Below are 26868 nucleotides of genomic sequence, written 5' to 3'. Positions count from 1 at the left end.
AGCTGCCGTCGGCCTGGGGTTCGGCCTTGGTGCGGATGATGCCCAGGTCGGTGCCCGCATGCGGCTCGGTCAGGCACATGGAACCGGCCCAGGCGCCGCCGTACATGTTTGGCAGGTACTTTTCCTTCAGCTCGTCGCTGGCGTGGTTGAGGATCGACAGGCAGGCACCGGCGGTCAGCATCGGGTACAGGCCGAACGACAGGTTGGCCGAGTTGACCATCTCCTCGACCTGGGCGCCGATCACCTTGGGCATGCCCATGCCACCGAACTCCGGCGAGCCACCGACGCCGACCCAGCCGCCTTCGGCGTAGGTCCGGTAGGCCTCGGGGAAGCCGCTCGGGGTCTTCACCACGCCGCCTTCCCAGGAGCAGCCTTCCTCGTCGCCGCTGCGGTTGAGCGGGGCGATGGTGCCGGCGGTGACCTTACCGGCCTCTTCGAGGATGGCGCTGGCGGTGTCTTCGTCGACCACTTCGGCCAGGGCCGGCAGCTCGGCCCACAGCTGGGCAACTTCGAACACTTCATTGAGCACGAAACGCATGTCGCGCAGGGGGGCTTTGTAGTCGGCCATGATGAAATCTCGCGGATAGTCGGTGGGCATTGCACATGCCCGCGGTTGGAAAGAATCAGTGCCGCGCGGCGGCGCCACTGGGATAGGTCATTGCCACGCACTGCGGCCCAAGCACGGCGGACAAGGCGCCGAGGGCCATCGCCCCGATCAACGCCCGCCGCTGTTCGGCCGATAACGCACAGTGCGCGCTGCTGCTCGGCAGGCTGTTCAGCCAGACCACCAGCCCTTGCACGCAGGCCTTGAGCGTCGCGGTGGATGCCGTGGCGCCCGCCGCCTGCAGGCGCTGCAGGAACTTGTCCTCGTAACTGCCGCGCAGCCGCAGGATCTGCTGCTGGTGGGCCGCATCCAGGCAACGGAACTCCTGCTCGGCCATCAAAAAATGCAGGCGCCGCCGCTCATGCAGGGCGATGTGCGCCTGCACGAGGGCCTGCAGGCGCTGCATGGGCGTTCCCGTTTCGCTCAGCGCAAACATCGCGTGCAGGTCGTCGTAGAACTCCTCGATCAGCTCGAACAGCAGCTGTTCCTTGCTGACGAAATGGTGGTACAGCGCGCCGGCGGTGATGCCGGAATGCAGGGCCAGCTCGCGCATGCTGACCTGGGCGAAGCCGCGCTCGGCGAACAGCTGCAGCGCCTTGGCGCGAATCTGCTCGATGCGCGAGGGCGTCGCCGCAGCCGGCTCTTCGAGCACCACGGCCAGTGCCGTGCGATTGCTAGCCATAGCGATAGAAGCCATGGCCGCTCTTGCGCCCCAGACGCCCCGCCGCCACCAGTTCCTTGAGCAGCGGCGCCGGGCGGTACTTGGGGTCGCCGAAGCCCTCCTGGAACGACTGCAGGATCGCCAGCAGGGTATCCAGGCCGATCAGGTCCGCCAGGGCAAGCGGCCCCATGGGCTGGCCGCAACCCAGCTGCATGCCGGTGTCGATATCCTCGGCACTGGCCAGGCCTTCCTGCAGGGTGAAGATGGCTTCGTTGAGCATCGGCACCAGAATGCGGTTGACCACGAAACCCGGACGGTTGCCCGCGCCGATATCGCGCTTGCCGATGCGCTGGGCAAAGGCACTGGTGGCCGCGTAGGTGGCATCGCTGGTCTGCAGGCCACGGATCACTTCCACCAGTTGCATCAGCGGCACCGGGTTGAAGAAGTGCAGGCCGATGAAGCGCTCGGGATGACTGACCGCGGTAGCCAACTGGCTGATCGACAGCGACGAGGTGTTGCTGGCGATAATCGCCTCGGCCGTCACCTGCTCGCCGATCTGGCCGAGGATGCGCAGCTTCAGCTCCAGGTTCTCGGTCGCCGCCTCGATCACCAGCTCGGCAGCGCTCAGGCTGGCGTAATCGACTGCGGTCACGATGCGCGCCAGGGCCGCGCTGCGCTGTTCCTCGCTCAGCGTGCCCTTGTTCACCAGGCGCGCCAGGCTGTTGCCGATGCCAGCCACGGCCTTGGCCAGCGCCGCCTCGGAAATATCCACCAGCACCACGGACAGCCCGGCCACCGCGCACACCTGGGCGATGCCGCTGCCCATGATGCCGCCGCCGATCACCCCCACTCGTTGAATGTTGACAGTCATCGGGCTGGCCTCTTAAACACGTTCGAACACGACGGCAATCCCCTGGCCGCCGCCGATGCACATGGTCGCCAGCGCATAGCGGCCCTGGATGCGGTGCAGCTCGTGGATGGCCTTGGTGGCGATGATCGCGCCGCTGGCACCGATCGGATGACCGAGGGAGATGCCGGAACCGTTGGGGTTGACCTTGGCCGGATCGAACTCCAGCTCGCGGGCCACGGCGCAGGCCTGGGCGGCGAAGGCCTCGTTGGACTCGATCACGTCCAGGTCGGCCACCGTCAGGCCGGCGCGCTGCAACGCCAGGCGGGTGGCCGGAATCGGCCCGAGGCCCATCAGCTCCGGCTCGACCCCGGCATGGGCATAGCTGACCAGGCGCGCCAGCGGGCACAGGTTGTCGCGCTTGACCGCCGCGCCACTGGCCATCAGCAGCGCGGCGGCGCCATCGTTCAGTCCGGAGGCATTGCCGGCCGTCACCGTGCCGCCCTGCTTGAACACGGTTCTCATCCCGGCCAGCTGCTCCAGGGAGGTTTCGCCACGCACGTGCTCATCCACTTCGAACAGCTGTACGCCTTTGCGGCTCTTCACCTCCACCGGCACGATCTGCCCGGCGAAGCGCCCTTCGGCAATGGCGCGCGCGGCGCGCTGCTGGCTTTGCAGGGCCAGGGCGTCCTGCGCCTCGCGGCTGACGCCCAGACGCTCGGCGATGTTCTCGGCGGTGATGCCCATGTGGAAGTTCTGGAAGGGGTCATGCAGGGCACCGAGCATGTAGTCGATGGCCTGCATGTCGCCCATGCGACCACCCCAGCGCGCTCCCGGCAGCAGGTAGGCACCACGGCTCATGGATTCGGCACCGCCGCCGATGGCCACGTCGCACTCGCCCAGCAGCAGGCTCTGCGCCGCCGAGACAATCGCCTGCAGGCCGGAACCGCACAGGCGGTTGACGTTGAACGCCGGGGTTTCCTTGGGCATCCCCGCCTGCATGGAAGCCACCCGGGAGATATAGGCATCGCGGGCTTCGGTGGGAATCACATGCCCCAGCACCACATGGCCGACGCGCTCCGGCGCGCAGCCGCTGCGCTCAAGGGTGGCGCGCAACACGGTGGTGGCCAGATCCGCCGGAGCAACATCCTTGAGCGCGCCACCAAAGGAGCCGATGGCGGTACGCGCGGCGCTGACGATATAGACTTCGGGCTTGGACATGGAACACTCCGCAGGCTTGGCCAATCACAGGCCGGACAGGAACTCGACCGCTGCTCGCAAGCGCCAGGCAGCGGTTAAACTGCCGCGCAGTCTAGAGATCGGCGGCGCCATGACCTATGCCGAAAATGCCCCCAATGCCTGACGTTTTTTGCAACCTCAGGCGCCCCAGCCAGGATGAACAAAGGCTATGCAAGAAAAAGATTCGGTCGCCGTCTACTTCGTCCAGGCCGCACTCCATGGCCTGGCTGAACAGCCCCAGCGGGTGGCGGCTGTCCTGGCCGAAGCCGGCATCGATGCGCAGCTGCTGACCGACAACACCGCCCGGGTAGCGGCCAGCGCGTTCGCCAAGCTGTGGCTGGCGGTGGCGCGGGAACTGAATGACGAATTCCTCGGCCTCGACTCCCACGGCATGCCCCAGGGCAGCTTCGCCCTGATCTGCCGCGGGTTGATCCACAGCGCCAACCTCGGCCAGGCGCTGAAATTCTGCCTCGGCGGCCTCGACCTGTTCATCCGTGACATCCGCGGCAGCCTGAGTGTGCGCGGCAAGCACGCGGTGATCCGCCTGGACAACCGCGGCCAGGCCAGCAGCGCCGCCGAAGAAACCTACCTGACCATCGTGCTCGGCCTGCTCTGCTGGCTGGCCGGGCGGCGCATTCCGATCAATCGCTCGCAGTTCGTCCACCCCCGCCCGCCCCATGGTGATGACCATCTGTTCTGGGGGCCGAACCTCAGTTTCGAGGCCAGCCACAGCGAAATCGAGTTCGACGCCGGCTACCTGAGCCTGCCCCTGGTGCAGGACCAGGCCTCGCTCAAGCAGTTCCTACGCACTTCGCCGCAGTGGCTGATCGTGCGTTTCAGCAACCGCCAGGGCCTCGGCAGCCAGGTGTTCAAGGCCTTGCGCCACTGCCGCTACGAGCACTGGCCGACCCTCGCCGACCTCGCCCGTGAACACGGCATGAGCATCGCCAGCCTGCGCCGGCAGCTGCAGCGCGAAGGGTTTTCCTTCCAGGAACTGAAAGATGAAGTGCGCCGCACCATCGCCTTCGAGTGCCTGCGCAACTCGCAGCTGAGCATCGGCGAAATTGCCGAGCGGGCCGGCTTCCAGGAAGCCAGCGCCTTTCACCGGGCGTTCAAGCAGTGGACCGGCCAAAGCCCTGGCCACTACCGGGCCAAATACCAGGGCAAGGGCTGACGGGCGACGCCCGGACGAATCTCTATCGAGGCCCACGAGCACATGCTGCAGGAGAAGGTAGATACTGCCCAATCCGACCGGCTTCCTTGCCCGACGCGCGCCGATCGGTGGGCAGAACCAAGAGTGTAGCCCGAGCAAAGGGTCCTCCTTTGCGACGAGAAGCCGCACACCGCGCTCCATCTGCTGGGCATAGCGGGTCACCGACTAGCAGCCGCATCTGACTGCCCAGCGATCTCCTGTAGTTGATGAATCACACCGCAGACCGGACAATCCTGTACAAGAACATAGTGATTTGCCCAAGAACGGGGGAGATGCTCACCCCCTGAGATCCTGCAGCGCTAAGTACGCGCTAAAAAGGTGATAGGGAGTACTCGATGGCATGTCTAGGCGCAGCGTCTCGCCAGTTGCACCGAGTAATTCACACCACCCGCCGGAATGAAGAAAATTCGTACGGTAATGGTGTGTCCACTGCGTAAGTATACTTATTGATTGCGTACTTCCTTCCACAGCAAGCGCTCGCGCGAATTCGGTTTGCGCCCAAATACGCTGCTTCGCATCCAAAATAGTACCGTCTGCTGCTATGGCTGCTTTCACACCCAGCGTGGCGTTGTCTACGCCATGCAGCTGCGCGAAGCAGAAGGCACGACGCAGTGCCAACTCTAAGTCCGAACCATCAAATACTGCAGGGACACCATTAACCAGCGAAAACCATTCAAACTGATGGCCCGGCTCGATGCGATTACCAACTTCTCCCTGAGGCAATTCTGCAACGCATCCGTTATTCAGATCGACAAAGCGCTCAAATATCGCTGCGCCGATGCCTCGAAGACGTCGTAGGTATCGGACATCACCATCAATGCTGTAGGCCGCCAAATAGGCTTCGGTGAGATGCATGATGGGGTTTTGTAGCGTTGCACTGCCTATGTCGACAAGGTCTTCACCCAAGGTGGAGACATACAGGCCACTCCCGTCGGGAAAGAATTGCTCAACTCGCTCAACTGTTTGCTTCATTAACTGTAAGGCACAAGCGTTGCCGCTTTGCTTGAAGTATTCGGCACAGGCAAATATTACAAAAGCATAAGTATATAAGTCGTGACTTTTATCGAAGGGTGCCCCTGCCGCGTCAACACTATAAATCCACCCTCCCCGACCATCTGAAAAATAGAATTGCAACGAAGCAAACAATTCCTCGGCCCGCGCAGCAATTGAGCTCCCCGGAAGCCCAGCGTGGGAAAAGATGTAAAGCTGTCGTGCACAGGCCATCGCTCTGTAGCGTGTTGCCTCAAGAGGCAAACCGCTGACGCTGTCGAGAGCTTCATGCGGTAGCCGTAAAGTTGAATTCCATCCCTTGGACTGCCACAGCGGCACAACAATGTCGTGGTAATGGCGATTAAGCGCAGCAATATTTACTGCAAGAGATGACGACGGGATAGTCAAGGGCATGTGGCTTTACTCCAAGGAGATGCACCTAAATTACCCCGCCGCAAGTCGGCAACGTTAAACGGCGCGAAGGGGGATAGCTTACCCCGTGACCAATGTTCCTTTCTGCTCTTTTAGAAGCTGCTGAATAACCTCTTCCTGCATTTCGTATCCCCCCTCGCCTACATGGAGGAAACGTATGCGGCCGTTGGCATCAATAAAGTAATGTGCCGGCCAGTAGTGATTATTGAAGGCATTCCACACACGGTATTGATTGTCGATCGCCACCGGATGCAGAACACCCAACCTCTTGCTGGCCTGACGCACGTTGTCGATGAGCCTTTCATAGGCATACTCGGGCGTGTGCACCCCTATCACCACCAACCCTTGGTCAGCATAACGCTTGGCCCATTGATTGACGTAAGGAAGACTGTTGCGGCAATTGATGCAGTCGTAGGTCCAAAAATCCACCAGAACCACCTTGCCACGCAGATCGGCAAGATCCAGAGGGGGTCCATTGAGCCACTGGGTAGCACCGGCCAAAGAAGGGGCCGGCCCAAGGTCAGGCAGGAGACCCAGAGGGGCTATGTGAGTGTCGCTGGACATCTGTTCCAGCAGCGCCGGGACACTCTCCAACACCCGCTTCTCAAGCTTTGAAGCCCAGATGGAGGAGCCTACGCTGGCTAATTGGGGGCTGATTCCACTGGCAATGCCGATAACCGCCAGCAGCGCCACAGCCCCCGTGCCACGCCGCAGCCATTCGACCACATGTAACGATGGCCGGACACGCAGGAATAAGCCACGCCCAAGAAGAATCACCCCCGCTAACGCAAGGGCATTACCGAGTCCGAAGCTGAGTAGCAATAAGCTTGTCGACGCGCTCGGCCCTTCAAGCATTGCTCCCGATAGAATCAGACCTAGGATGGGGCCGGCACATGGGGCCCATAACAGGCCTGCAGCGCAGCCCAACAGCCAAGCCGAAAGTGCTGGCGGCAGTTTCCGCGCATCGTTATGCAGCCGGTTGCCCAACCATAACCAGGGCCGTGAAAGCCAAGTGCCTATGCGGGTCGACAGGAGCGCCAATGCAGAGGCGGCCAGTAAACCGAGAGCCAGGTAACGCCCCCATTGACTGGCCCCAATCACCCAGTCGCCTGAAACAACCGCCATGCTGGCAAGCACGGAGAACCCCGAAGCCATACCAAGCAGGGTCACCATGGGTACCCATACAGGACCTCCCGCACGAGACAACAACAGTGGCAGAACAGGCAGAATGCAAGGGCTGAGCAGGGTCAGCACCCCGCCAATAAAGGCTATAAGCAACATAGGCACCTCATGGACACCAATGAGAGGGAGTTTCTTCGCCCCCGGCCGAGCGACCAGGTGTACAAGCCGATCGCTGGGACTTAGTCGCCGTCAGAGCAGGAATCTGAAAGTTTCACGTAGGCCAAACTGCGCTTTTGGCCATTGGAATCCAGGTAATCCATGCGCGCATCCACGACTTGGCACCACTGAGATGGCTCCTCGTGCAACGCCAAAACCTTCTGCACGTCTAGCTTCATGCCATATTTATATTGCTCTACCGGATTAGATTCGACAGCCTGCACAGACAGGCTGGTAACGGCGAGAAGAGCCGTCATGAGATAGGAGAAACGCGAAGTAACTGACTTCATGTGGATACCTCTGGAAATGAAAGGCAGATGAGGGCTTCATCTGCGGTGATTCATTTCATGCTCATTAGGTATCTACGATATGTCCGCCTTGAGCTGAGATTGCGGCAGCAGGTATCACACGCGCGCTCTGATACATGCAGATACTTGACGCGCGTATTGCACGTCGAAGTATCAGAAGGGTAGCTAGATACACTGGATTACAATCTGCGCAGTGCGACCGGCGCCAAGGTCGATAGACTGCAGTGCATCACTGCCAAGAGGCCTGCCAATGGACCATGTCGATCACATCTTAGTAGTTGACGATGACCGTGAGATCCGTGAGCTGGTCGGCAACTACCTTAGGAAGAACGGTCTGCGAGTGAGTCTTGCCGCGGATGGTCGGCAGATGCGTGCCTTTCTCGAAGGCAACACGGTCGATCTCATCGTACTCGACATAATGATGCCTGGAGACGACGGCCTAAGGCTGTGCCGTGAACTGCGCGTGGGCCGGCACAAAGCCACGCCAGTGCTGATGCTAACCGCACGTACCGAGGAGACCGATCGCATCATCGGCCTGGAAATGGGGGCCGATGACTATCTGACCAAACCTTTCTCCGCTCGAGAATTGTTAGCCCGGATCAATGCAGTCATACGGCGCACCCGTATGTTGCCGCCGAATCTGCAGATCAGCGAAAGTAACCGACTGATAAGCTTCGGCCAGTGGCGCCTGGATACTAGTGCGCGGCACTTGCTGGATACCGATGACACCATCATCGCCCTGAGCGGCGCAGAATATCGCCTGCTACGCGTTTTTCTCGACCATCCTCAACGAGTCCTTAGCCGCGAACAGCTGCTGAATCTGACCCAGGGACGCGAGGCCGATATCTTCGACCGCTCCATCGATCTGCTGGTCAGCCGCCTGCGCCAGCGTCTGCAAGACGATGCCCGTGAACCGATCTACATCAAGACTGTGCGCAGTGAAGGCTACGTGCTCTCCTTGCCAGTAAAACTGATTGAGCCACCGGCGTGATCAGTCCACGCAGCCTTGCTGCACGCTTGACCCTGCTCTTTCTCTGCGGCCTCCTGCTTGCGTACGGGCTGTCCTTCACCTCGCAGTTCTACGAGCGCTATCAAACCGGACGCGACGTAATGCTTGGCAACCTCGAGCTAGACGTGAGTACTGCCGTCGCCTTGATAGATCGCCTGCCGGCGGCAGAGCGCGCTGAGTGGCTGTCTCTGCTGGAGCGGCGCAACTATCGCTATCGGCTCGATGAGGGACTGCCAGGGCGGCCCATGGACATGGACGAACCACACATGGCCGCAGCCTCGATTGCACGAGCGATCGGGAAGCGCTATGCCTTGCGCTTTGAAACCATCGATGGTCCGCGGCCGCATTTTCAGGCCCACCTGAAACTAAGCGACGGCAGCCCGCTGACCCTTGATGTGACACCCGCCCCCATTCCGGTGGCACAGTGGCTGCCACTGGTGCTCGCTCTGCAACTGGCTCTGCTGCTGCTGTGTACCTGGATCGCAGTGCGCATGACGATTCGTCCATTGACGCAGCTTGCTGACGCCGTCGAGCAGCTCGATCCGAACGCGCCCTCACCACCATTGGACGAGAACGGCCCACAGGAAGTGGCCTATGCCGCACGCGCGGTCAATACCCTGCAAGGCCGCATCGCCGCCTACCTGAAGGAGCGCATGCAACTACTGGCGGCTATTTCCCATGACCTGCAAACCCCCATCACGCGCATGAAACTGCGGGTCGAACAAATGGATGCTTCTGCGGAGCGGGAGTCCATGTGGAACGACCTCAATGAGATGCAGAACCTAGTCCGCGAAGGCGTGGCTTATGCCCGCAGCATGGAAGGTAGCCGCGAAGCATTGTGCCGGGTGAACCTGGATGCCTTTCTCGACAGTCTGGTACTCGACTATCAGGACAGCGGCCAGGCTGTCAGCCTCGAAGGGCAAACCGGGGTGCTCTTGGAAACCAGGCCTTATGCCTTACGCCGGGTGCTTAGCAACCTTATAGACAATGCCCTCAAGTTCGCCGGGAGCGCCCACCTGCACGTGCACAACAGTGACAACAGGGTCTGCCTGCAGGTACTGGACGATGGGCCGGGCATCGACGAAGCAGAATTGCATGAGGTCTTCAAACCCTTCTATAGAGTAGAAAGCTCGCGCAACCGCAATACTGGCGGCACCGGCCTCGGCCTGGCCATTGCGCTGCAACTGAGCGAATCGCTGAACACCCGCTTGACCCTGAGTAACCGCGAGGGTGGTGGGCTTTGCGCGCAACTGGAGCTGAATGTAACGACCTGAGTCGAGGATACAGAGCGATACGGCACGCCGCCTAACGGACACATTAGAGACAACTTGCCCGGCGAGCATGGACAGCCCAGCGGCGGCATTCTGCCTGCCGCACTCATGTCCAGGGACCCGCCATGAATCGCCTCCCCCCTTCTATGGGCGTCACCCGCTTTGTCCTCTCCCCACTCAACAATCTCTCCTCCCAGATCGACCGTTTCGGCACCTGGAGCGCGGACCTGCCACTGCGTCTCTTCCTTGCCTGGGAGTTTTTCGAAGCCGGCCTGGAAAAGTGGAACGGACAGAACTGGTTCGAGCATATCCAATCAAGCTTCCCTTTCCCCTTCAGCTCGTTTCCGGTTGAGCTGAACTGGCAGCTGGCGATGTGGCTCGAGTTAATTGCCCCCCTATTCCTGCTACTGGGATTGGGCACCCGGCTGGTCACGGTGCTGCTGATGGTGCTGACCCTAGTTGCCATCGCTGCGGTGCACTGGCCCACGCAATGGTCCAGCCTGTCCGACCTTCTGATGGGCTACTCGATCAGCGACAAAGGTTTCGGCAACTACAAATTACCGCTGATTTACCTGGTCGCCCTGATAGCGCTTTTTCTCAAGGGTGCCGGTCGGCTCAGCCTGGATGAGTTGCTACGCAGCAGACGCTGACCCACGACCACTATTGCCTGTACCCGGGACAGGCCAGCGTATTTCTAAAGGATGCACTAGAGTCTATTAGCGATATCTGGCCCCGTCCTGTGAGCAGGATGGTGTGACAGTCACTGCTTCAAGCTCGGCGGAGAATTTCATGTCACAAGAGCCTGATATAGAGCGGCGTCGATTCTTAGCCGGTACGCTGGTGTCTTTTGCGGCCTTCAAGCTCCTCGCCGGTAACGCTGAAGCACAAGCCAGTGAAACAAAACCACCACCTGTAGCGACGAGCGGGCTGGGCAAGAGCGCGCCGCTTGCTCCGCTCAAGCGAATCGATGCTGGTGTTTTGAATGTCGCGTACGCTGAGGCCGGCCCAGCCGATGCCCCCGTGGTCATTCTTCTGCACGGTTGGCCTTATGACATTCACAGTTTTGTGGACGTCGCGCCGCTGCTGACATCAGCAGGCTACAGGGTAGTCATCCCTTACTTGCGCGGTTTTGGTGAGACGCGCTTTCTCTCCAACGACACGCCCCGCAACGGCCAGCCTTCGGCCGTTGCGTCTGACATCATCGCGTTAATGGATGCACTTAAAATCGACCAGGCAATCCTCGCTGGCTTTGATTGGGGAGCGCGTACGGCCAACGTCATCGCGGCGCTCTGGCCGGAGCGATGCAAGGCGATGGTAGCTGTTAGCGGTTACCTGATCGGCAGCCGAGAAGCAGGCAAGATTCCACTGCAACCCAAGAATGAGCTTCTGTGGTGGTACCAGTTTTATTTCGCTACCGAGCGCGGCCTGGCGGGTTACGAGAAATACCGCCGTGACTTCGCCAAGCTGATCTGGCAAATCGCCTCGCCAAAGTGGCAATTCGACGATGCCACGTTTGAGCGTAGCGCGATCGCCTTTGACAACCCCGATCATGTCGCCATCGTTATCCATAACTATCGTTGGCGGCTCGGACTGGCCGATGGCGAAGCGAAGTACGACGAACTGGAACGACGGCTAGCAAGCTTTCCCGTAATCACCGTTCCGACAATCACCCTTCAAGGCGATGCAGACGGTGCGCCGCACCCCGACCCCAGCGCCTACGCAAAAAAATTCTCGGGGAAATATTCGCATCGAAGCGTCGAGGGTGGCATCGGACATAACCTACCGCAGGAAGCGCCGGATGCTTTTGCGCAAGCCGTTTTGGATGTCAACGACTACTGAGCCTGAGTCGGACGCCCGAGCAAAAGCTATTCACATGCACTGCAGGACTTTGACCACAGTGCTAGTGAGCTGCTGAGAAGCAGCTTCATCTCTTAATGACCCTGCGTGCGAGGAGTACACCATGCCACTCTCTCTTCGAGGTCTTTCCGCGTTCGCGGTGAGCGCTCTCTTCTTTGTTACAGCCAGTTCACAAGCTGCCGATGGCGTAAGTCAACCTCCCGCCATACTTCCGTTGCAATCAGAGGCTGGGCCAAAGCTGATTGCTTACCCTCCGCTTGCCGAGCCTCTGGCTCGCGGGGTAGTCATCGTCCAGTACCGGGCGGAAAACATCCGCGTCATGCCGGTGTTCGGCAAGGAGGCAGCCGATGTGTCACCGCGCCTTGGACACCTGCACGTGACCGTAGACGACACCCCTGGTACCTGGGCGCATACCAGCGGCGACCCGATCATTGTTGTCGGACTGAAGCCCGGCCAGCACAGGATTCTGCTCGAGGTGGCCGACCCGACTCATAAGATACTCACCAGTACGGAAGTCACTTTCACTGTTCCGCAGCAGAAGCCTATGGAACCTGCCATGAACTAACCAGGGAAAAGTCCCCCGCGTTAGGTACTGGTCTGTCTGGATCTGGTGGACAGGTAGTAAAGCGATTAGGACTCCCCCGCTCCAGTAGAAATTTCCCGACCTCATGATGAGGTGCATTCAAACGCTTATGGACCACCACCGCCAAGGTGGTGGTGGCCGCGAGTACGGTTGTAATTCACCTCGATGTAATCGAACGCGCGAGCGCAGGCCATGTTGCGGGTTATGTAGATTCGCTTGCGGTTCAAGCTCTAGGCTCGAGAGCCCAGCAGCACACCCTGAACGCGCAGGTTCTCCAGTAACACCTGACCTTGGGGGAGTATCTGATTGAAGGAGGCTCCAACAGCTTCGGCCAAGGAAGCCAGATGCTCGCGCCCACTAACTTGCCGAGTCTGCAGTGATGCGAGCAAGGCATACGCCAACGGCGCAAGGCGCGAGAAATGCACCCTATGGTCCGCTCGGCGCTGTACCAATATCAGCGTCGGCTCATTCGGTGCAGTTGTCGGCAGGTGGTTCGGTCCGATGTCGCAAACCGGCCAGCGGTAAGCCAAGGGCCAAGCCAAAGTCGACAGCAGTGGCACACCCTCAAGCAGATCGCCCTCGGGATTATGGGCCGGCTCGCAGCTATCGCTCAGCAGCAGCGCGCTTTCCGTCCATTCGTAGTGTGCCAATTCCCCCAGCCAAGATGGCAGGCCCAGAGCATCACCAGCGCCCTCCTCCAGGTAAACGACGAATTCCTCCGCGAGCTCGGTGAATAGTGGCGTCTGACAACGGTAGTCGGCGTAGAAGGCGTGAACCAACGCTTGCCACTGCGTGGCCTCAAGAGTGGCGCGAATCACTGGGAATCCACCACCCAGCAAGGAGTCGAGGTTGCCGATGAACAGCTGGCGATAGATGGCCAGACGGCGTGCCTCGATACCTGGTGGTGCTGGCTGCCGTGGATCACGTACATGGCGCGCCATTGTCATCAGTTGCTCGTGCAGAGTCTCAGGCATGGCGCACCTCCTGAGACTTCCGACTTTTATGCTGAAACCCGCGAATCCTCTCCACCTCCACCAGCAACTCGTTCAACGGCGGGAAGTTAAAGTCGCGCTCCAGCAGCGTGGGCAAGTCACCGAAACGCGCATAGGCCTGCTCCAGCAGGTTCCAGACGCCGTCCTTCACCGCTGCACCATGGGTATCGATCTTGAGATCCTCGGCCTCGTCATAATGACCGGCCACATGCAGGTAGACCACTCGGTGCCGTGGAAGCGCGGCCAGGTAACCAGCGGCGTCGTAACCATGATTGATCGAATTGACGAAGAGATTGTTGACGTCCAGCAGCAGGTCGCAGTCGGCCTCATCCAGTACAGCCTTGAGGAAGTCGATCTCGCTCAGTGCCTGATAGGGCGCTGCGTAGTAGGAGATGTTCTCCACCGCGATGCGACATCCCAGAAAGTCCTGGACCTGACGGATACGCGAGGCCACATGCCTCACCGACTCGTCGGTGAAAGGCAGCGGCAGCAAATCGTATAGCTGGCCGTCATCGGAGCAATAGCTCAAGTGTTCGCTGTACAGCACAACCCGATGACGGTCTAAGAACGAGCGCGTGCGTTGCAGCAACTCTTGGTCGAGAGGAGCCGGCCCTCCCAAGGACAACGACAGGCCATGACAAGTCATCGGGAAGCGCTCGGCGAGCCGCTCTAATTGCTCACCATAAGCACCACCCACACCAATCCAGTTGTCAGGTGCACATTCGAGAAAGTCCACGGCGCTGTCCGCCATTAGCTGAAACTCGGGTAGCAACGTGCGGCGCAAACCAAGGCCGGCGCCATTCAGGGCTGATCGGGGCATTACGATGGCTCTCCAGATAGGGTGAAGCCCGCCCAGTGACATTGGTACTGGGCGGGCGTTGGATCAGTCCTTAGCCTGGCTCATGCGAGTGAACAACTCCGTGGGTACTTTCTTGCCGTTGGAGGTGTACTGGTTGCTGCGGTATTTGTAGACCTCGGCCTCGGACAGATGGCCGTCACTGTTGGTGTCCATCGTCTTGAACTCGGCCTGACGGGTCGGGGCTACGGTCAGGAACTCTGCCAGCGACACCAAATGATCGTCATCGCTATCGGTGCGGGCGAAGGAGTCGTCGCCACACTTGCCCTCACCGCACTTACCCTCAGCCTGACTAACCTTGGCGCCGGCCTCGCTGGAGCCACATTTACCTTCACCACATTTGCCCTCCCCGCACTTGCCTTCCCCAGCTTTCTCGGCGGAAGCCAGTTGGTAACCCTGAGGCAATTCCTCCACGGCAAAGGAAGGCTGGGCCAAGCTCATGCCACCCGCCAGGGCTACGGCGATAAGGCCGATACGGGGCTTGTTGGTGACTTGGGTACGAGACATAAGATTTCTCCGGACGCTGAGCGCGGTCGACCGCGCGGGTAATGCCACAAGGGCTGAGTCCGGCATGAGGCAGGTGGCGAGCCGATCGATGCTCGACGGGTATGCGCAGGCCTCATGCAGGCCTGGCCATTTGGCTCCGACGATGTGTCTATGAAGTATCGGCAGACTGGCGCCTTTGTATGCCTGCGCCCAATACGTCGTCACGGATACAGAGAGATACCTCGATAAGCGCTTTGCCGAAGCTCGCTGCTTCGGGAGGCAGCGAATTGCACATCACGAAGCAGAACTAGCCGGGGCCACCCACGGGGAGCACGACCGCGCTTTGTAACGCTCTGTATAGCGACGCAAAATCTTACACAGGGTTGCATAGAGGCTGCGGCTGGACACATGAGCACTACACGGGGATGAAAGTCTGAGCCGATCGGGCTCACGCCATCGCCCGACAGAACGCTTAAGCAAATGGCACAGCCCTAAACAAAGAGGTACACAACATGATCAACGCTATCGATAACGTGATCTACACAGGCAAGACCCACACAACCGGAGGCCGCAATGGCGAGTCGCAAAGTTCGGATGGACGCTTGGACATCAAGCTATCCGCACCCGGCTCGTCCGGCCCCGGCACCAATCCCGAGCAACTGCTGGCAGCTGGCTGGTCGGCCTGCTTTATCGGTGCCATCGGCAAGGCGGCTGCCACGCTGAAGGTCAGCCTTCCCAGCGATGTAGCGGTCGACGCGGAGATCGACCTCGGTACTGACGGCAGCGCCTACTTTCTGCGAGCACGACTGAATGTCAGCCTTCCTGGATTGGCTCCCGAAATCGCTCGAGAGCTAGTCGATACAGCTCACAGTCTCTGCCCCTACTCCAAGGCAACTCGCGGCAACATAGACGTCGAAATCAACCTGATCTAACCGCGGCAAGAGCTGCTGCCCGCCCTCCGGCGGACAGCAGTGTGAGCTTCCAAAGCACGGATACCCCGTGCCTACCGTTGCAACTAGTCACTTCAAGCCCCCACTCCACGACAGGATTCCGAACGTGATCAAACCTCTCTTCAGCATACTTGCGGCCTGCCTGATGACCGCCGCCTGCAGCGCAGGCGCCCAGGACGACCCCATCAATCCACGCAGTGCATCACCTGCCCCCGTAGTTCCTGAGCTCAGGGGTATCACGCACTGGATCAACAGCGAGCCCCAGACCTTGGAGCAATTGCGGGGGCGGGTCGTTCTCATCGAGTTCTGGACCTACGACTGCATTAACTGCCTACGCACCCTGCCTTATGTAAAGCAATGGCACGAGCGCTACAAAGATCAGGGGTTGGTAGTGATCGGCGTTCATACACCCGAGTACGCCCACGAGAAGGTAACGGCTAATGTCGAGGAGGCAGTAGAGCGGCTCGGCATTACCTATCCAGTTGCCCAGGACAACGGCTACAGAACCTGGAACGGCTTCGGCAATAGCTACTGGCCAGCGCTCTATCTAATCGACCAGAACGGTCAAATCGTTTATCAGCACTTCGGCGAAGGCGCCTATGCAGAGACGGAAGCCAAAATCCAGCAGCTGATTCAGGCCTCCCACTAAGGTAGTTAGCAAAAGCAAATGATGATAAGGCGACGGGACTTGAATCCCGTCGCCCAAGAGCAACCCAACGATCTGACGAGTCACCCAGCTGCGCCTATTACTCCAAAACGAGGAGTGGCGAGCCTTTTTTGACGATATAGGTCGCCAGTTCCGAGGCTTTGTCCTCGCCAATGTTGATTGCAATGTGCGGCGTACCCGCTGGGATATAAAGGGACTCGCCAGCCTTTAGGATAATAGGGGCACGGCCCTTGAGCCGATATTCGAAGGTACCCTCAATCACGTAAGCGACCTCTACGCCCGGATGGGAGTGATTGGGCGATGCGATGCCCGGATTGAAATCTACCCGAGCCTGAATTACTTCGTGAACTGAATCGCCAAGGTCTTCACGGGTCAGATCCGTACGCTGGATACCTTGCTTCCAATTGGTATTTGCTGCGCTGTTGACCTGATGCTGGTCAGCATGGGCCAAGCCAGCGAATGTGGTGAGCGCGACGGCGGCAGCGAGTAGTTGGGGATAACGCATTTTGAATCTCCTTTCAGAGCAGTGAGGGTGAGGCATCACTGTGTGCACTATCTTTACCACCGGTGTGTCGTGAGATTGGGAATTTGCAAGCCCACGTATACAAATGTGCGCACGATACAAAGTGGTACGTTCCGTATCTGGTGCGTAGCGCATACCTTCTCAGGCAAGCCCCACGGGTGTTTCACCGAACACTTTAGGAAGGTGTCGAGCTGCTGATCCAACTGATGGCAACTTCAAGCAACCTGAAAACCTGATCTTGCGCTGCAGGCGCTCAGCAACACTCGGCTACTCGCAAGGGAGCCAGCGTAAGCGTGGTTAAGGGTGGGCCAGATCGAGATGCCGGACGGTATCGACTGCACCTACTGCAGGGGCTATATCAAATGAGGGCCCATGCAGCTTGCTGCAAACCTTTTGCTCGCCTGGCAGTAATACCTTTGGAGGACATCCGATGAGCTGCGCCTTGCGCAACAGGAGATCAACGATTGGTTCGTGACCTCGAGTGCCCGATAGACCGATGAGTCTTTGAACGAGCTGATCGAGTTTAATTTCGTTTCTGGCGAGCACAGCGCGATGACAGCTGGTGCTATGTTGCTACATGTCGTCAACCCTGCAGCCTACCATCGAGACTGAGTGGTTCAGATGTACTTCGAAATCCCTGCAAACCACACGTCGCGGATTTACCAGTCTTTCTGACAGAGGCCTACCCGCAGTACACGAGCGCTTAGCTTGCCGATCATGGTGTGGTCATGTGCTCGGCGATTTTTCTCCGCAGCCAATGCTCAGCTGGGTCATGATCGGTGACACTGCTCCATACCATGGACAACTCGGATGTCTGAATGGGGAACGGTGGATCATCGGCACGCAGCCCGGTGCCCTCAATCAAGGCTGCTGCGGCGTAATCAGGAACCGATGCGAGCATCTCTGTACCCGCCAAGATCGAACGTAGCCCGCTGAACTGCGGTACAGCCAGTACCACGTTGCGTGTGCGCCCCAGCTTGGCCAGGTCATTATCGAGATTACCGGTCAGATCACCGGAGAAAGAGACGAGAGCATGGGGACGCGCACAGAATTCGTCCAGAGTCAGGGCGCCAGGACGGTCGTCACCGCGCAGAACCTTTACACGCAGATCCCGTAACCTCTTGCGCTTGGCATTGGCTGGCAACTCAGTGGTGTAACTGACACCCACTGATATTTCCCCTGAGGCCAACATCGTCGACATCAGCAGGAAGTTGACGCGTCGCACGACCAGCACCACGCTGGGTGCCTCTTCACGGATCAGCTTGAGTAGCGATGGAAATAGTCCAAATTCTACATCGTCCGATAGGCCGATTCGGAAGGTGTCTCGGTTGGTCGCGGGATTGAACTCCCTGGCTCGGCTGACGGCACATGAAATCGTATCCAAGGCCGGCTGCAATTCTTTGAGAATGGCTAGCGCACGTGCAGTCGGCTCCAGCTTGCGACCATTGCGCACCAGCAAGGGATCATCGAAAAGCTGGCGCAGACGTGCCAAGGCGGCACTGACGGCAGGCTGCCCTAGAAACAGCTTCTCCGCAGCGTGGGTCAGGTTCTTCTCGAACATTAACGTTTCGAAAACAACGAGCAGGTTCAAATCAACTCGACGTAGAGCGTTCCTGTTCATCTGAATCTTCCCGTAGCTATCCGCATTTGCTCAGTAAAGCAGCAACTACTGTGCCTGCCTGAGTTTGGCTAGCTGCTGTGCTCCGACTGCTGTACCAGACGGGCGTTCAGACATTCCACTGGCGTTTATATTCCACAAGAAACTCGACAAAGGCACGTAGGCGCAAGGGGACGTGGCGTCCGTGCGGATACAGCAGGGTAAAGGGTCTGGAGCGGCCACCGAAGGTCTGCAAGACCTCGATCAAACTCCCCTCCTCCAATTCCTTTTCGACGATAAAACGATAGGTTTGGAATAGGCCTGCGCCGTTCTTGGCCAGGGTCACGCCGCCCAGGACATCGTCGGAGCAACAGTAGTTGCCTGCGGCGAGGATCTCACGATCTTTTCCCTGCTCACGGAACAGCCAGGGAATGCGCCGACTGGTGCTGGGTAACTCGAACTGGATGCAGTCGTAGCGTTCAAGATCGCCTGGGGTCTCTGGCGCACCAATCTGGGCGAGGTACTCCGGCGCGGCCACCACCACCAGTCGGGCATCTTCGAGGTGGCGTGCGATTAACGTCGAATCGGGCTGGGCACGCACCCTGATCGCCAGGTCATAGCCCTCCGCAACAAAGTCTATGTTTCGGTTGCTCAGGTGAATATCGACCTTCACGCCCGGATAACGCTCACGAAAGCGCGGCAGTAGGGGAAGAATTCTGTAGTGGCCGTATGTAGTGGGAACGCTTATACGCAGCTCACCTGTGGGCTCAAGCTGCTTGCCCATTACTTCACGCTCGGCCTCCACCAGCTGCGTCAGTGCCTGACGGCACTGTTCAAAATATGCGCGACCGCTCTCTGTCATTCGAATGCTGCGGGTCGTCCTGACGAACAACCGCGTCGCCAGGCGCTCCTCCAGCCGAGAGATTGATCGGCTCACAGCTGCTGGTGTGACGCCCGCTGCAAGCGCAGCGGCGGTAAAACTCCCCTCTTCTGCTGCCATACAAAAGAGCTCAATGCTGCCTAGCTGAAGGTCATCGAAGTGGCGTCTCATTATTAGTTACACCAAGTATCAACTGAAGTGTCAAATCCTACATTTATCAAGCAGCAATGACTAAATATAGTTCATCCAACGACCAGGAACGCAGTGCCCTTGTTGGGCACTTCTCCTGCTGATCTTCGGCGGTAGTCTGGCGCGGTTATCGCTAAAACTCGCTGCAGCGAGGGTCGCCATGCCAATTTTTGAAAGGATGACGTTGATGAATCTGATTTATATCGCCGACCCCATGTGCTCCTGGTGCTACGGGTTCGCTAAAGAGCTAACCAGCCTTACGGAGGCGACCCCCCAGCTGAAGCTGCAGATAGTGGTCGGAGGCGTACGAGCAGGCGAGACCGCCACCATGAGCGACGAAATGAAGCATTTCCGTCTCGGCCACTGGGCGCGCGTCGAAAGCCTGAGTGGCCTGACTTTCAACCGCGAAGCTTTCGTTGCCCTGGAGAACTTCGTGTACGACACCGAGCCCGTCTGCCGGGCCGTGGTGACCGCTCGTAAGCTTGCGCCAGACATGGCGATACTGCCGCTATTCCGCCACCTGCAGGAGACCTTCTACGTTCATGGAAGAGACACTACCAGCGATGAAGTGCTGGCAGAGGTAGGAGCGCAGGTCATGACCAGCCTTGGCTATCCCACGCACAAAGATACCTTTCTGATGATGGGAAAAGACGAGGCTACGATGGCCGAAACCCAGCAGGATTTTCTCAAAGCAAGGAGCTGGGGGATTTCCAGTTTTCCCGCCTTGCTGCTGGAAGTGAACGGTCAACTACACATTGTGGCTACAGGCTATATGGCTGCTAGCGAGCTGGAGAAAAATCTCCGACTGATCCTGGAGCAGGTGGACTACCGCCCCCTTAAGGCAGTTTGAAACCTGCCGGAGACGTCACCATGAAAGCTGCAGTCGTCACCCATTTCGGGGGGCCGGAAGTGATCAAACTTATCGATCTGCCCACCCCAATCCCCGGGCCTGGACAGGTGTTAATCAAGGTTCTGGCGACCATGGTGCATCGCCTTGATCACTACATCCGCCAGGGCGACATTTATACCTCTATGCCGCTGCCGCACATTATCGGAACAGACGCAGTGGGCGAGGTGGTCGAGCGCGGGCCCGGAGCGCTTAATCACGCGCTTGGGGACCGAGTAATTATCATGCCCGGCTACCCCGCTAACCCGGCCGAATATGGCATTCGTCCCGCCACAGCAGCACCCAGCTTCACGCTGCTCGGGCAGGATGCTCCGGGGACCTATGCTCAGTACGTTGTACTGCCCGAAACCTGGGTGATTGCGGATACATCCGGGCTCCCTCCCGAAGAGGCCGCAACCCTGCCACTCTCGCTCCTGACTGCGATTCGTGCGGTTCAAAACGTCGGCGAAGTCAAATCCCAGGACAAGGTACTGATTCATGCAGGAGCCTCCGGAACAGGCTCTATGAGTATCCAGGTCGCAAAATCACTCGGTGCCATGGTTGCAACCACTGTACGCAGCAATGCTGCAGCGTCCATCGCGCGCCGGTTGGGTGCAGATAAGGTGATCAATACTCACGAAGAAGACTTTGCCAAAGCCATTCAGCAATGGACCCGTGGCGAGGGTGTAGACGTCGCGATTGACTGCCTCGGCGGTCCCGACTTCCAACGCACCATCGATACCGTGCGCCCATTCGGCATCGTGGTCGCAATGGGCTTCATGGCCGGTTCAGAAGTCAGCTTTGATGTTCACCGATTTTTTAGTGCCCAGAAGCAGATCAGAGGAACTTTGATGGCTGACATCGAGGACCTCAAAAACTGGATGCATCGCGTTCGTGCCGGTCATATACGACCGGTGGTGGACACTGTGCTTCCACTCAGCGAAGCCGCATTGGCACACCAGCTAGTCGCGGCCAACAAGGCCAAGGGCGGCGTTGTTCTGTTGCCCTGGAGCCACTAACCCCAATGGAGGTACACCATGCCCTTTGTAAGCGTTCGCATCACCCGTGACGGCGTTACCCGCGAGCAAAAAGCTCAGGTCATCGCCGAGATCACCGACACCCTGCAACGCGTGTTGGGCAAACGCCCGGACCTCACCCATATCGTCATCGAAGAAGTCGATACCGATAACTGGGGCTATGCCGGAATGACGACAACCGAGTATCGAAAGAAAGACCAGGGGTGACATTTACCTGAACGAAACCCGGCCAGTCCCAGACCGGCCGGGCAGCTAACCTACACAATCAAGTTGAGCACTGATATGAGCACTACCGTTGCAATCATCTACCACAGTGGCTATGGGCACACTGCCAGAGTCGCGGAGGCCGTTGCGCGCGGAGTTCGCAGTACGGCAAATACACAGAGCCTGTTAATACGGGTCGAAGACATCGACCAGCATTGGCAGACTCTGGAGCAGGTCGACGCCATCGTGTTTGGCTCGCCCACCTACATGGGCAGCGTTTCAGCCCAGTTCAAAGCCTTCATGGACGCTACCTCGCACCAGGTTTTCGCCAAAGGTGGGCTATGGGCCAACAAGGTTGCCGCCGGCTTCACCAATGCTGCGTCGCGCTCGGGCGACAAATTGGCAACGCTGCAGCAACTGAGCATCTTCGCCGCCCAGCACGCCATGCATTGGATCAATCTGGGCCTGCCTCCGGGCCACAACAGCTCGACCACCACGGAGGACGTGATGAACCGGGATAGCTACTTTCTTGGCGTAGGTGCGCAATCCAACTTCGACGAAGGCCCGGAGCTCGCTCCCAAGCATCCCGACATCATGACCGCTGAGCATCTGGGTGCCCGCGTAGCGCTCGTCACCCACGAGCTGGCAGAGGGGCGTCGCAACCTTTCCCTGCGCCGGGTCGCATGACCGGCAACGGTGAATTCGCCATGACCACAGCTATTCGCATCGACGTCCTATCTGACCCGGTTTGCCCGTGGTGCGCGATCGGCCTAGCGGCCATGGAAATGGCCATTCAACGATTGGCCAATGAGGTGGCAATCGAGCTCAACTTCGAGCCGTTCGAGCTCAACCCGGATATGCCTGCAGGCGGCCAGAACGCAATCGAGCACATCATGCAGAAGTACGGCAGCAGTGCAGACGAGATTGCCCGTAGCCAAGCGAGTATTCGCGCCCACGGTCGAGATGTCGGCTTCTACTTTGATCTGGAGAAACGCACGCACTTCTTCAATACCTTCGATGCCCATCGCCTGATGTACTGGGCCAAGTCCAAGGGTCTTCAGCGACGCCTCGCACACACATTGTTCAGCGCGTATTTCATCAACGGTAAAGACATCAGCGACCATGCAACGCTTGCTGAACTCGCCAGCGAGGTTGGTCTCCCCGCAGAGCAGGCGCGCACGGTGCTGGCCTCGGAGCAATTTGCCAGTGAAGTGCGCGAGCGCGAGCACTACTTCACCCGTCGGGGCGTTCACGCCGTGCCTGCACTGATCGTCGATGGCCGGCAATTGATCACCGGCGCGCAATCGGCAGATTACTTCGAGCAGGCCTTTCGACAGATAGCCGCTCAACCAGACCGCTGAACCAATAAGGCTCCAGGCTTGATCACCAACTACCGGTGTTCCTGAGTCTGACTGCCCTCCCCTTTACTAGTCCCGGCCGCGGCGCTTCTTTTGGCCAGCGGCAAGGAGTGCTCACATGCGACACGACATCAAGCACCTGGAAACGGCTCTGTCTGCCTATCCGCGAATCGCGTTGCTGGAAGGCGCTACGCCGATTCAGAAGCTATCGCGGCTCAGTGCCTTGCCTACGATGAGGGGGTGCAACATCTACGTGAAGCGGGACGATTTGACCGGTTTGGGCGGTGGTGGCAATAAACTGCGCAAGCTCGAGTTCCTGCTTGGCGAAGCGCTTGCCTGCGGAGCCGATACCTTGGTCACCTGGGGCGGACTGCAATCCAATCACGCCCGGCTGACCGCAGCAGTCGCCGCCCGCCAGGGTCTTGCCTGCGAGTTGATCCTGACCCCGTCGCCGATTCGTGACGATGACGACTATCGCCACAATGGCAACGTGCTGCTCGACGAACTCTTCGGTGCCAGCGTCCATCAGCTGCCCGCTGGGGCAACCGCCGGCGCCTTTGCGCTGGAGCTGGTCGAGCTACAGCGGCGACAAGGCCACAAACCCTTCCTTATGCCTTTGGGTGGATCAAGCCCTCGCGGAAGTCTGGGATACTCGGCCTGCGCAGCTGAAGTCCTTAGACAAGCCGACGCCCTCGGCCTGCAGTTCGACCGGATCATCCTCCCCAACGGCAGCAGCGGAAGCCATTCAGGCCTCTTGGCAGGACTCACTGTTGCCGGTTCATCAACCACGGTGCTGGGTTATTCCGTACTGGGCACGGCAGGGGAAACGCTTGAGGTGACGCGGGACAAAACCCGGGATGTCATGAAGCTACTCGGTAGTAGCACGGAGCTGTCCCCCGAGGCGGTGCAAATCGATGGTTCTCAACGAGGAGACGCCTATGGTGCCGCAACGGCCAGCATGCTCACAGCCACCAGAACGCTGGCCTCCCAGGAAGGATTGCTGACTGACCCGGTCTATGGCGGAAAGGCATTCGCCGGCTTGCTCGAGTCCATTGCCAGTGGTGATCTTCCCGCCGGCAGCAATGTCCTGTTCATCATGACCGGAGGAATACCTGGGCTATTTGCCTACAGAAGCGCCTACGCCCGATAGGCGCAGTCCCGGCAGGCGTGCACCGCGTGCGCGGTCGATCAACCGTTCAGCAGCCGGCTGCGATCGGGACCTACCCTCCTGTTGCCTGGTGGCCTATACCCATGCAAGGGGGTGCCCTCAGGCCGGGCGTGTGTCGAGCCACTGGCGATAATCTGCGGTATGCCCTTGCTGTCCAAGGGCGCTCAAGCATTCGCTCTAACGACCCACCTTAGAACGGCCTCGTTCGTGGCCAGGTGCTCACCAATTAGTTACGCCGCGTATCAACTGAAGTTAAAGACACATGGTTTATCGGCAGATAGATCACAAATATAGTCCACCTCACTAGCAGCTCATCAGCAGATCCGGGCTGCTACCAGTAAGCCCCCGACCATCACCGTGAGGAAACAGATCATGAGCAAGAAAACCGTAGTCATCACCGGCGCATCCAGCGGTATAGGCCTGGGCTTGGCCAAGGCCTTTCTCGCCCACGGCTACAACGTCGTTGGCAGCGCACGCTCCACTGAGGGTCTGAAAGAAGCAGCCAATAGCCTGGGCAACCCCGACAATTTCGTCGGCGTGGCCGGTGACGTTGCCGATCCATCGACCGCTCGTAACCTCTTCGCGGCAGCCATTGATCGCTTCGGCAGTGTCGACGTTCTCGTCAACAATGCCGGCTTCTTCCTGCCCAAGCCCTTCATTGAATACACCCCCGAGGATCTGGAATCGCTCCTGGATACCAACCTCAAGGGCGTGGTCTACAGCACCCAGGTGGCTGCGGCCCACATGATCAAGCGCGGGCAAGGCCACATCATCAACATCTCCGCCGCAGTTGCCCTGCAGCCCAATATCGCCGTTCCAGCAGCACTGCCGGTACTGATCAAGGGCGGCGTTAATCAGTTGACTCGTGCACTGGCTCTGGAATTGTCGCCACACAACATCCAAGTGAATGCGGTTGCGCCTGGCATCATCGATACCCCAATGCACGATCCAAGCGCCCGCGACTTCTTGAACAACCTGGCACCCTCCGGCCGTGTCGGCACCGTCGACGAAATTGCCGATGCAGTGCTGTACCTGGCTAAGGCCGGCTTCACCACCGGAGTCGTTCTGGCTGTAGACGGAGGGATGAGCACCGGCAAGTGGTAATTCATTGAACAAGTAAAGGGAGGGAAAGCTTCCCTTTACTTGTCTCCACCACTGAATGGCAACTCTACTTACCGAGCGCTGCCCAGACCTTTCACTCCAGCACGCCGAGTTCTGTCCAACACTCCGCGAATACTGTCAGGGCACGAGTGACCGCTACATCTTCTAGCTGGAAGCTCCGTCAGCCGAGAACAAACGCCCATGAGAGACTTGCCGAATATGCGCATCACGCAACTACTGGGCATCGACTTCCCGATCATTCAAGCGCCAATGGTAGGTGTTTCCACCCCTCAGCTAGCGGCAGCAGTGTCGAACGCAGGTGCACTGGGCTCGATCGGCATCGGTGCTAGCTCGCCGGCCCAAGCGGAGGCAATGATCAGTGAAACGCGCAAGCTCACTGACAGGGCATTCAACGTCAACCTATTCTGCCACCGCCCTGCTCGCCTCGATCCGGTGCGCGAGCAGCAGTGGCTCGAGCACCTTCGCCCGCTGTTCGCCGAGTTCGATGCAGAGCCTCCAGCCGGCCTGCGGGAGATCTATCGAAGCTTCGTGGATGACCCCAAGACGCTTGAGGTCTTGCTCGATACACGCCCCGATGTCGTGAGCTTTCATTTTGGTCTGCCCAAACAGGACTGGATCAATAGCCTGAAGGCCAGAGGTATCCGTCTAGTTGCCACCGCAACGTCGCTGGATGAAGCGCGCCAGATTGCGAGCGCAGGACTCGACGCCATAGTGGCCCAAGGCGCAGAAGCCGGCGGGCACAGAGGCGTGTTCGACCCGTCGCAAGACACCTTGATCGGTACATTCGCCCTGGTGCGCAGTCTGGCGCAGCAATCGAAGCTTCCTATCATAGCGGCAGGCGGCATCATGGATGGCATGGGTATTCGCGCTGCGATGCAATTGGGGGCTGCGGGTGCCCAGTTGGGTACAGCCTTTATTCTCTGCCCCGAATCTGCGGCAAATCCCGCTTACCGTGCGGCCATGAAGAGCCCGAGGGTGGAGAGTACAGCTATCTCGTCAGCCATTTCCGGCAGACCCGCAAGAGGTTTGGTCAACCGCCTCTTCACGGATGTAGGCAGCTCTGGGGCACCCGAATTGCCGGATTATCCGATTGCCTACGACGCCGCCAAGGCATTGCATGCTGTCGCCCTGGCCAAGGGCTGTGAGGACTTCGCAGTGCAGTGGGCCGGCCAAGGTGCGCCACTGGCGCGGGAGATGCCGGCCGCCGATCTGATCACAACGCTTGCCAAAGAGATGGCGGCTCAGGACTAGCAAGGTCGTGGCCTCGTGGTCCTGACTTTGCTGCGACTTACAGGCATTGCTGGCATCGATATCTACCATCAGCCCGATGAAGTTCTCTTAAAAATCCTCGGGCGTAACATCTGCTCCGTACCCAGCCAACAACTTCCCGGAGCACACCACCATGAATCGCCACGCCATCCTCGGTTTTGCTTTCTCTGTACTCGCGGCCAACGTTTTTGCGGTTACCCCTACTCAAACCTTTATCGCTGAGGGTGGTGCTGATCGCCTGAGCCAGAATCGCATTGCCGAAGGTGGTGCTGATCGCCTGAGTCAGAACCGCGTTGCCGAAGGTGGCGCTGACCGCCTGAGCCAGGACCGCG

Annotated in this window: 29 protein-coding genes and 1 pseudogene; 17 read left to right on the top strand and 13 right to left on the bottom strand. The window is 59.2% G+C overall.

Annotated elements, in window-relative coordinates:
• From F3I62_RS19685 to F3I62_RS19670, 4 genes are all read right to left on the bottom strand, one after another.
• A partial coding sequence (locus tag F3I62_RS19685; RefSeq protein WP_178122541.1) for an acyl-CoA dehydrogenase N-terminal domain-containing protein occupies positions 1–568 on the bottom strand: 568 nt, incomplete at its 3' end.
• A 55-nt stretch (positions 569–623) separates the two neighbouring features.
• Positions 624–1301 carry a TetR/AcrR family transcriptional regulator gene (locus F3I62_RS19680; RefSeq protein ID WP_160491336.1) on the bottom strand — a complete coding sequence of 226 codons (678 nt, stop codon included), beginning with the start codon at positions 1299–1301 and terminating at the stop codon, positions 624–626.
• On the bottom strand, positions 1279–2136 hold the full coding sequence (locus F3I62_RS19675; protein ID WP_160491335.1) for a 3-hydroxybutyryl-CoA dehydrogenase: 858 nt from the start codon (positions 2134–2136) through the stop codon (positions 1279–1281). Before F3I62_RS19675 ends, F3I62_RS19680 begins: the two co-directional genes overlap by 23 nt.
• A gap of 12 nt (positions 2137–2148) precedes the next feature.
• Entirely contained in the window at positions 2149–3333 is a 1185-nt protein-coding gene (locus F3I62_RS19670) for an acetyl-CoA C-acyltransferase family protein (RefSeq protein WP_160491334.1), read from the bottom strand.
• 187 nt (positions 3334–3520) lie between these two features.
• Between F3I62_RS19670 and F3I62_RS19665 the strand changes: the two genes are divergently transcribed.
• Complete coding sequence (locus F3I62_RS19665) at positions 3521–4525, top strand: AraC family transcriptional regulator (protein ID WP_160491333.1); 1005 nt, start codon at positions 3521–3523, stop codon at positions 4523–4525.
• Positions 4526–4840: 315 nt separating this feature from the next.
• Here F3I62_RS19665 and F3I62_RS19660 read toward each other — a convergent pair whose 3' ends face one another.
• From F3I62_RS19660 to F3I62_RS19650, 3 genes are all read right to left on the bottom strand, one after another.
• A complete protein-coding gene (locus tag F3I62_RS19660; protein WP_160491332.1) occupies positions 4841–5968 on the bottom strand; it encodes an AGE family epimerase/isomerase in 1128 nt (375 codons plus the stop codon).
• A 78-nt stretch (positions 5969–6046) separates the two neighbouring features.
• Complete coding sequence (locus tag F3I62_RS19655; protein WP_160491331.1) at positions 6047–7267, bottom strand: cytochrome c biogenesis protein DipZ; 1221 nt, start codon at positions 7265–7267, stop codon at positions 6047–6049.
• Between the two features lie 80 nt (positions 7268–7347).
• Complete coding sequence (locus F3I62_RS19650; RefSeq protein WP_160491330.1) at positions 7348–7614, bottom strand: DUF2790 domain-containing protein; 267 nt, start codon at positions 7612–7614, stop codon at positions 7348–7350.
• A gap of 268 nt (positions 7615–7882) precedes the next feature.
• On the opposite strand from F3I62_RS19650, the gene F3I62_RS19645 reads away from it, so the two are divergent.
• From F3I62_RS19645 to F3I62_RS19625, 5 genes are all read left to right on the top strand, one after another.
• The gene (locus tag F3I62_RS19645) at positions 7883–8623 is read left to right on the top strand and encodes a response regulator (RefSeq protein ID WP_160491329.1); all 741 of its coding nucleotides are present in this window, start codon (positions 7883–7885) and stop codon (positions 8621–8623) included.
• Positions 8620–9915 (top strand): ATP-binding protein, encoded by a 1296-nt coding sequence (locus F3I62_RS19640; RefSeq protein WP_160491328.1) that lies wholly within the window; start codon positions 8620–8622, stop codon positions 9913–9915. Before F3I62_RS19645 ends, F3I62_RS19640 begins: the two co-directional genes overlap by 4 nt.
• Positions 9916–10058: 143 nt before the next feature.
• Complete coding sequence (locus tag F3I62_RS19635) at positions 10059–10562, top strand: DoxX family protein (RefSeq protein WP_160491344.1); 504 nt, start codon at positions 10059–10061, stop codon at positions 10560–10562.
• A gap of 139 nt (positions 10563–10701) precedes the next feature.
• Positions 10702–11751: an alpha/beta fold hydrolase gene (locus F3I62_RS19630; protein WP_160491327.1), complete on the top strand. Its 1050-nt coding sequence runs from the start codon at positions 10702–10704 to the stop codon at positions 11749–11751.
• Between the two features lie 121 nt (positions 11752–11872).
• Positions 11873–12334: a DUF6130 family protein gene (locus F3I62_RS19625; RefSeq protein WP_160491326.1), complete on the top strand. Its 462-nt coding sequence runs from the start codon at positions 11873–11875 to the stop codon at positions 12332–12334.
• A 248-nt stretch (positions 12335–12582) separates the two neighbouring features.
• On the opposite strand, the gene F3I62_RS19620 is transcribed toward F3I62_RS19625, so the two are convergent.
• The 3 genes from F3I62_RS19620 to F3I62_RS19610 form a co-directional block, all read right to left on the bottom strand.
• Positions 12583–13326 (bottom strand): DUF2063 domain-containing protein, encoded by a 744-nt coding sequence (locus tag F3I62_RS19620; protein WP_160491325.1) that lies wholly within the window; start codon positions 13324–13326, stop codon positions 12583–12585.
• Entirely contained in the window at positions 13319–14164 is an 846-nt protein-coding gene (locus F3I62_RS19615) for a DUF692 domain-containing protein (RefSeq protein WP_160491324.1), read from the bottom strand. Before F3I62_RS19615 ends, F3I62_RS19620 begins: the two co-directional genes overlap by 8 nt.
• Positions 14165–14227: 63 nt before the next feature.
• A complete protein-coding gene (locus F3I62_RS19610; RefSeq protein ID WP_160491323.1) occupies positions 14228–14707 on the bottom strand; it encodes a hypothetical protein in 480 nt (159 codons plus the stop codon).
• Positions 14708–15198: 491 nt separating this feature from the next.
• Here F3I62_RS19610 and F3I62_RS19605 point away from each other — a divergent pair, with 491 nt between their 5' ends.
• Positions 15199–15618 carry an organic hydroperoxide resistance protein gene (locus F3I62_RS19605; RefSeq protein ID WP_160491322.1) on the top strand — a complete coding sequence of 140 codons (420 nt, stop codon included), beginning with the start codon at positions 15199–15201 and terminating at the stop codon, positions 15616–15618.
• A gap of 124 nt (positions 15619–15742) precedes the next feature.
• Entirely contained in the window at positions 15743–16285 is a 543-nt protein-coding gene (locus F3I62_RS19600; RefSeq protein ID WP_372240157.1) for a thioredoxin family protein, read from the top strand.
• Positions 16286–16382: 97 nt separating this feature from the next.
• On the opposite strand, the gene F3I62_RS19595 is transcribed toward F3I62_RS19600, so the two are convergent.
• The 3 genes from F3I62_RS19595 to F3I62_RS19585 form a co-directional block, all read right to left on the bottom strand.
• Positions 16383–16808: a cupin domain-containing protein gene (locus tag F3I62_RS19595; protein WP_160491321.1), complete on the bottom strand. Its 426-nt coding sequence runs from the start codon at positions 16806–16808 to the stop codon at positions 16383–16385.
• Between the two features lie 733 nt (positions 16809–17541).
• Positions 17542–18447: a LysR family transcriptional regulator gene (locus F3I62_RS19590; RefSeq protein WP_160491320.1), complete on the bottom strand. Its 906-nt coding sequence runs from the start codon at positions 18445–18447 to the stop codon at positions 17542–17544.
• Positions 18448–18553: 106 nt separating this feature from the next.
• Positions 18554–19474, bottom strand: a complete 921-nt coding sequence (locus tag F3I62_RS19585; protein WP_160491319.1) for a LysR family transcriptional regulator — start codon at positions 19472–19474, stop codon at positions 18554–18556.
• 205 nt (positions 19475–19679) lie between these two features.
• On the opposite strand from F3I62_RS19585, the gene F3I62_RS19580 reads away from it, so the two are divergent.
• From F3I62_RS19580 to F3I62_RS19540, 9 genes and pseudogenes are all read left to right on the top strand, one after another.
• Entirely contained in the window at positions 19680–20342 is a 663-nt protein-coding gene (locus tag F3I62_RS19580) for a DsbA family protein (RefSeq protein WP_160491318.1), read from the top strand.
• A gap of 20 nt (positions 20343–20362) precedes the next feature.
• Positions 20363–21397, top strand: a complete 1035-nt coding sequence (locus tag F3I62_RS19575; protein WP_160491317.1) for a zinc-binding alcohol dehydrogenase family protein — start codon at positions 20363–20365, stop codon at positions 21395–21397.
• A gap of 18 nt (positions 21398–21415) precedes the next feature.
• Positions 21416–21622, top strand: a complete 207-nt coding sequence (locus F3I62_RS19570) for a 4-oxalocrotonate tautomerase family protein (RefSeq protein ID WP_160491316.1) — start codon at positions 21416–21418, stop codon at positions 21620–21622.
• A 75-nt stretch (positions 21623–21697) separates the two neighbouring features.
• Complete coding sequence (locus F3I62_RS19565; protein WP_160491315.1) at positions 21698–22306, top strand: flavodoxin family protein; 609 nt, start codon at positions 21698–21700, stop codon at positions 22304–22306.
• 20 nt (positions 22307–22326) lie between these two features.
• Positions 22327–22980, top strand: a complete 654-nt coding sequence (locus F3I62_RS19560; RefSeq protein ID WP_160491314.1) for a DsbA family oxidoreductase — start codon at positions 22327–22329, stop codon at positions 22978–22980.
• Between the two features lie 115 nt (positions 22981–23095).
• Positions 23096–24127 (top strand): D-cysteine desulfhydrase family protein, encoded by a 1032-nt coding sequence (locus F3I62_RS19555; protein WP_160491313.1) that lies wholly within the window; start codon positions 23096–23098, stop codon positions 24125–24127.
• A gap of 387 nt (positions 24128–24514) precedes the next feature.
• A complete protein-coding gene (locus tag F3I62_RS19550) occupies positions 24515–25249 on the top strand; it encodes an SDR family NAD(P)-dependent oxidoreductase (protein ID WP_178122542.1) in 735 nt (244 codons plus the stop codon).
• A gap of 216 nt (positions 25250–25465) precedes the next feature.
• Positions 25466–26518 (top strand): nitronate monooxygenase family protein, encoded by a 1053-nt coding sequence (locus F3I62_RS19545; RefSeq protein ID WP_160491311.1) that lies wholly within the window; start codon positions 25466–25468, stop codon positions 26516–26518.
• A 151-nt stretch (positions 26519–26669) separates the two neighbouring features.
• Positions 26670–26868: pseudogene (locus F3I62_RS19540) on the top strand (phage infection protein); the annotation flags it as partial.

Source organism: Pseudomonas sp. R-28-1W-6 (assembly GCF_009799925.1).
GTDB lineage: Bacteria > Pseudomonadota > Gammaproteobacteria > Pseudomonadales > Pseudomonadaceae > Aquipseudomonas.
Note: the sequence above shows the minus strand (reverse complement) of the source record. Positions and strands in the feature narration are given on the sequence as shown.

Excerpts from the sequence above, each read along its gene's own strand:
- F3I62_RS19680 (WP_160491336.1), bottom strand. The coding sequence starts at position 1,301 with ATGGCTTCTATCGCTATGGCTAGCAATCGCACGGCACTGGCCGTGGTG.
- F3I62_RS19675 (WP_160491335.1), bottom strand. The coding sequence starts at position 2,136 with ATGACTGTCAACATTCAACGAGTGGGGGTGATCGGCGGCGGCATCATG.
- F3I62_RS19670 (WP_160491334.1), bottom strand. The coding sequence starts at position 3,333 with ATGTCCAAGCCCGAAGTCTATATCGTCAGCGCCGCGCGTACCGCCATC.
- F3I62_RS19665 (WP_160491333.1), top strand. The coding sequence starts at position 3,521 with ATGCAAGAAAAAGATTCGGTCGCCGTCTACTTCGTCCAGGCCGCACTC.
- F3I62_RS19660 (WP_160491332.1), bottom strand. The coding sequence starts at position 5,968 with ATGCCCTTGACTATCCCGTCGTCATCTCTTGCAGTAAATATTGCTGCG.
- F3I62_RS19655 (WP_160491331.1), bottom strand. The coding sequence starts at position 7,267 with ATGTTGCTTATAGCCTTTATTGGCGGGGTGCTGACCCTGCTCAGCCCT.
- F3I62_RS19650 (WP_160491330.1), bottom strand. The coding sequence starts at position 7,614 with ATGAAGTCAGTTACTTCGCGTTTCTCCTATCTCATGACGGCTCTTCTC.
- F3I62_RS19645 (WP_160491329.1), top strand. The coding sequence starts at position 7,883 with ATGGACCATGTCGATCACATCTTAGTAGTTGACGATGACCGTGAGATC.
- F3I62_RS19635 (WP_160491344.1), top strand. The coding sequence starts at position 10,059 with ATGGGCGTCACCCGCTTTGTCCTCTCCCCACTCAACAATCTCTCCTCC.
- F3I62_RS19630 (WP_160491327.1), top strand. The coding sequence starts at position 10,702 with ATGTCACAAGAGCCTGATATAGAGCGGCGTCGATTCTTAGCCGGTACG.
- F3I62_RS19625 (WP_160491326.1), top strand. The coding sequence starts at position 11,873 with ATGCCACTCTCTCTTCGAGGTCTTTCCGCGTTCGCGGTGAGCGCTCTC.
- F3I62_RS19620 (WP_160491325.1), bottom strand. The coding sequence starts at position 13,326 with ATGCCTGAGACTCTGCACGAGCAACTGATGACAATGGCGCGCCATGTA.
- F3I62_RS19615 (WP_160491324.1), bottom strand. The coding sequence starts at position 14,164 with ATGCCCCGATCAGCCCTGAATGGCGCCGGCCTTGGTTTGCGCCGCACG.
- F3I62_RS19610 (WP_160491323.1), bottom strand. The coding sequence starts at position 14,707 with ATGTCTCGTACCCAAGTCACCAACAAGCCCCGTATCGGCCTTATCGCC.
- F3I62_RS19605 (WP_160491322.1), top strand. The coding sequence starts at position 15,199 with ATGATCAACGCTATCGATAACGTGATCTACACAGGCAAGACCCACACA.
- F3I62_RS19595 (WP_160491321.1), bottom strand. The coding sequence starts at position 16,808 with ATGCGTTATCCCCAACTACTCGCTGCCGCCGTCGCGCTCACCACATTC.
- F3I62_RS19590 (WP_160491320.1), bottom strand. The coding sequence starts at position 18,447 with ATGAACAGGAACGCTCTACGTCGAGTTGATTTGAACCTGCTCGTTGTT.
- F3I62_RS19585 (WP_160491319.1), bottom strand. The coding sequence starts at position 19,474 with ATGAGACGCCACTTCGATGACCTTCAGCTAGGCAGCATTGAGCTCTTT.
- F3I62_RS19580 (WP_160491318.1), top strand. The coding sequence starts at position 19,680 with ATGAATCTGATTTATATCGCCGACCCCATGTGCTCCTGGTGCTACGGG.
- F3I62_RS19575 (WP_160491317.1), top strand. The coding sequence starts at position 20,363 with ATGAAAGCTGCAGTCGTCACCCATTTCGGGGGGCCGGAAGTGATCAAA.
- F3I62_RS19570 (WP_160491316.1), top strand. The coding sequence starts at position 21,416 with ATGCCCTTTGTAAGCGTTCGCATCACCCGTGACGGCGTTACCCGCGAG.
- F3I62_RS19565 (WP_160491315.1), top strand. The coding sequence starts at position 21,698 with ATGAGCACTACCGTTGCAATCATCTACCACAGTGGCTATGGGCACACT.
- F3I62_RS19560 (WP_160491314.1), top strand. The coding sequence starts at position 22,327 with ATGACCACAGCTATTCGCATCGACGTCCTATCTGACCCGGTTTGCCCG.
- F3I62_RS19555 (WP_160491313.1), top strand. The coding sequence starts at position 23,096 with ATGCGACACGACATCAAGCACCTGGAAACGGCTCTGTCTGCCTATCCG.
- F3I62_RS19545 (WP_160491311.1), top strand. The coding sequence starts at position 25,466 with ATGCGCATCACGCAACTACTGGGCATCGACTTCCCGATCATTCAAGCG.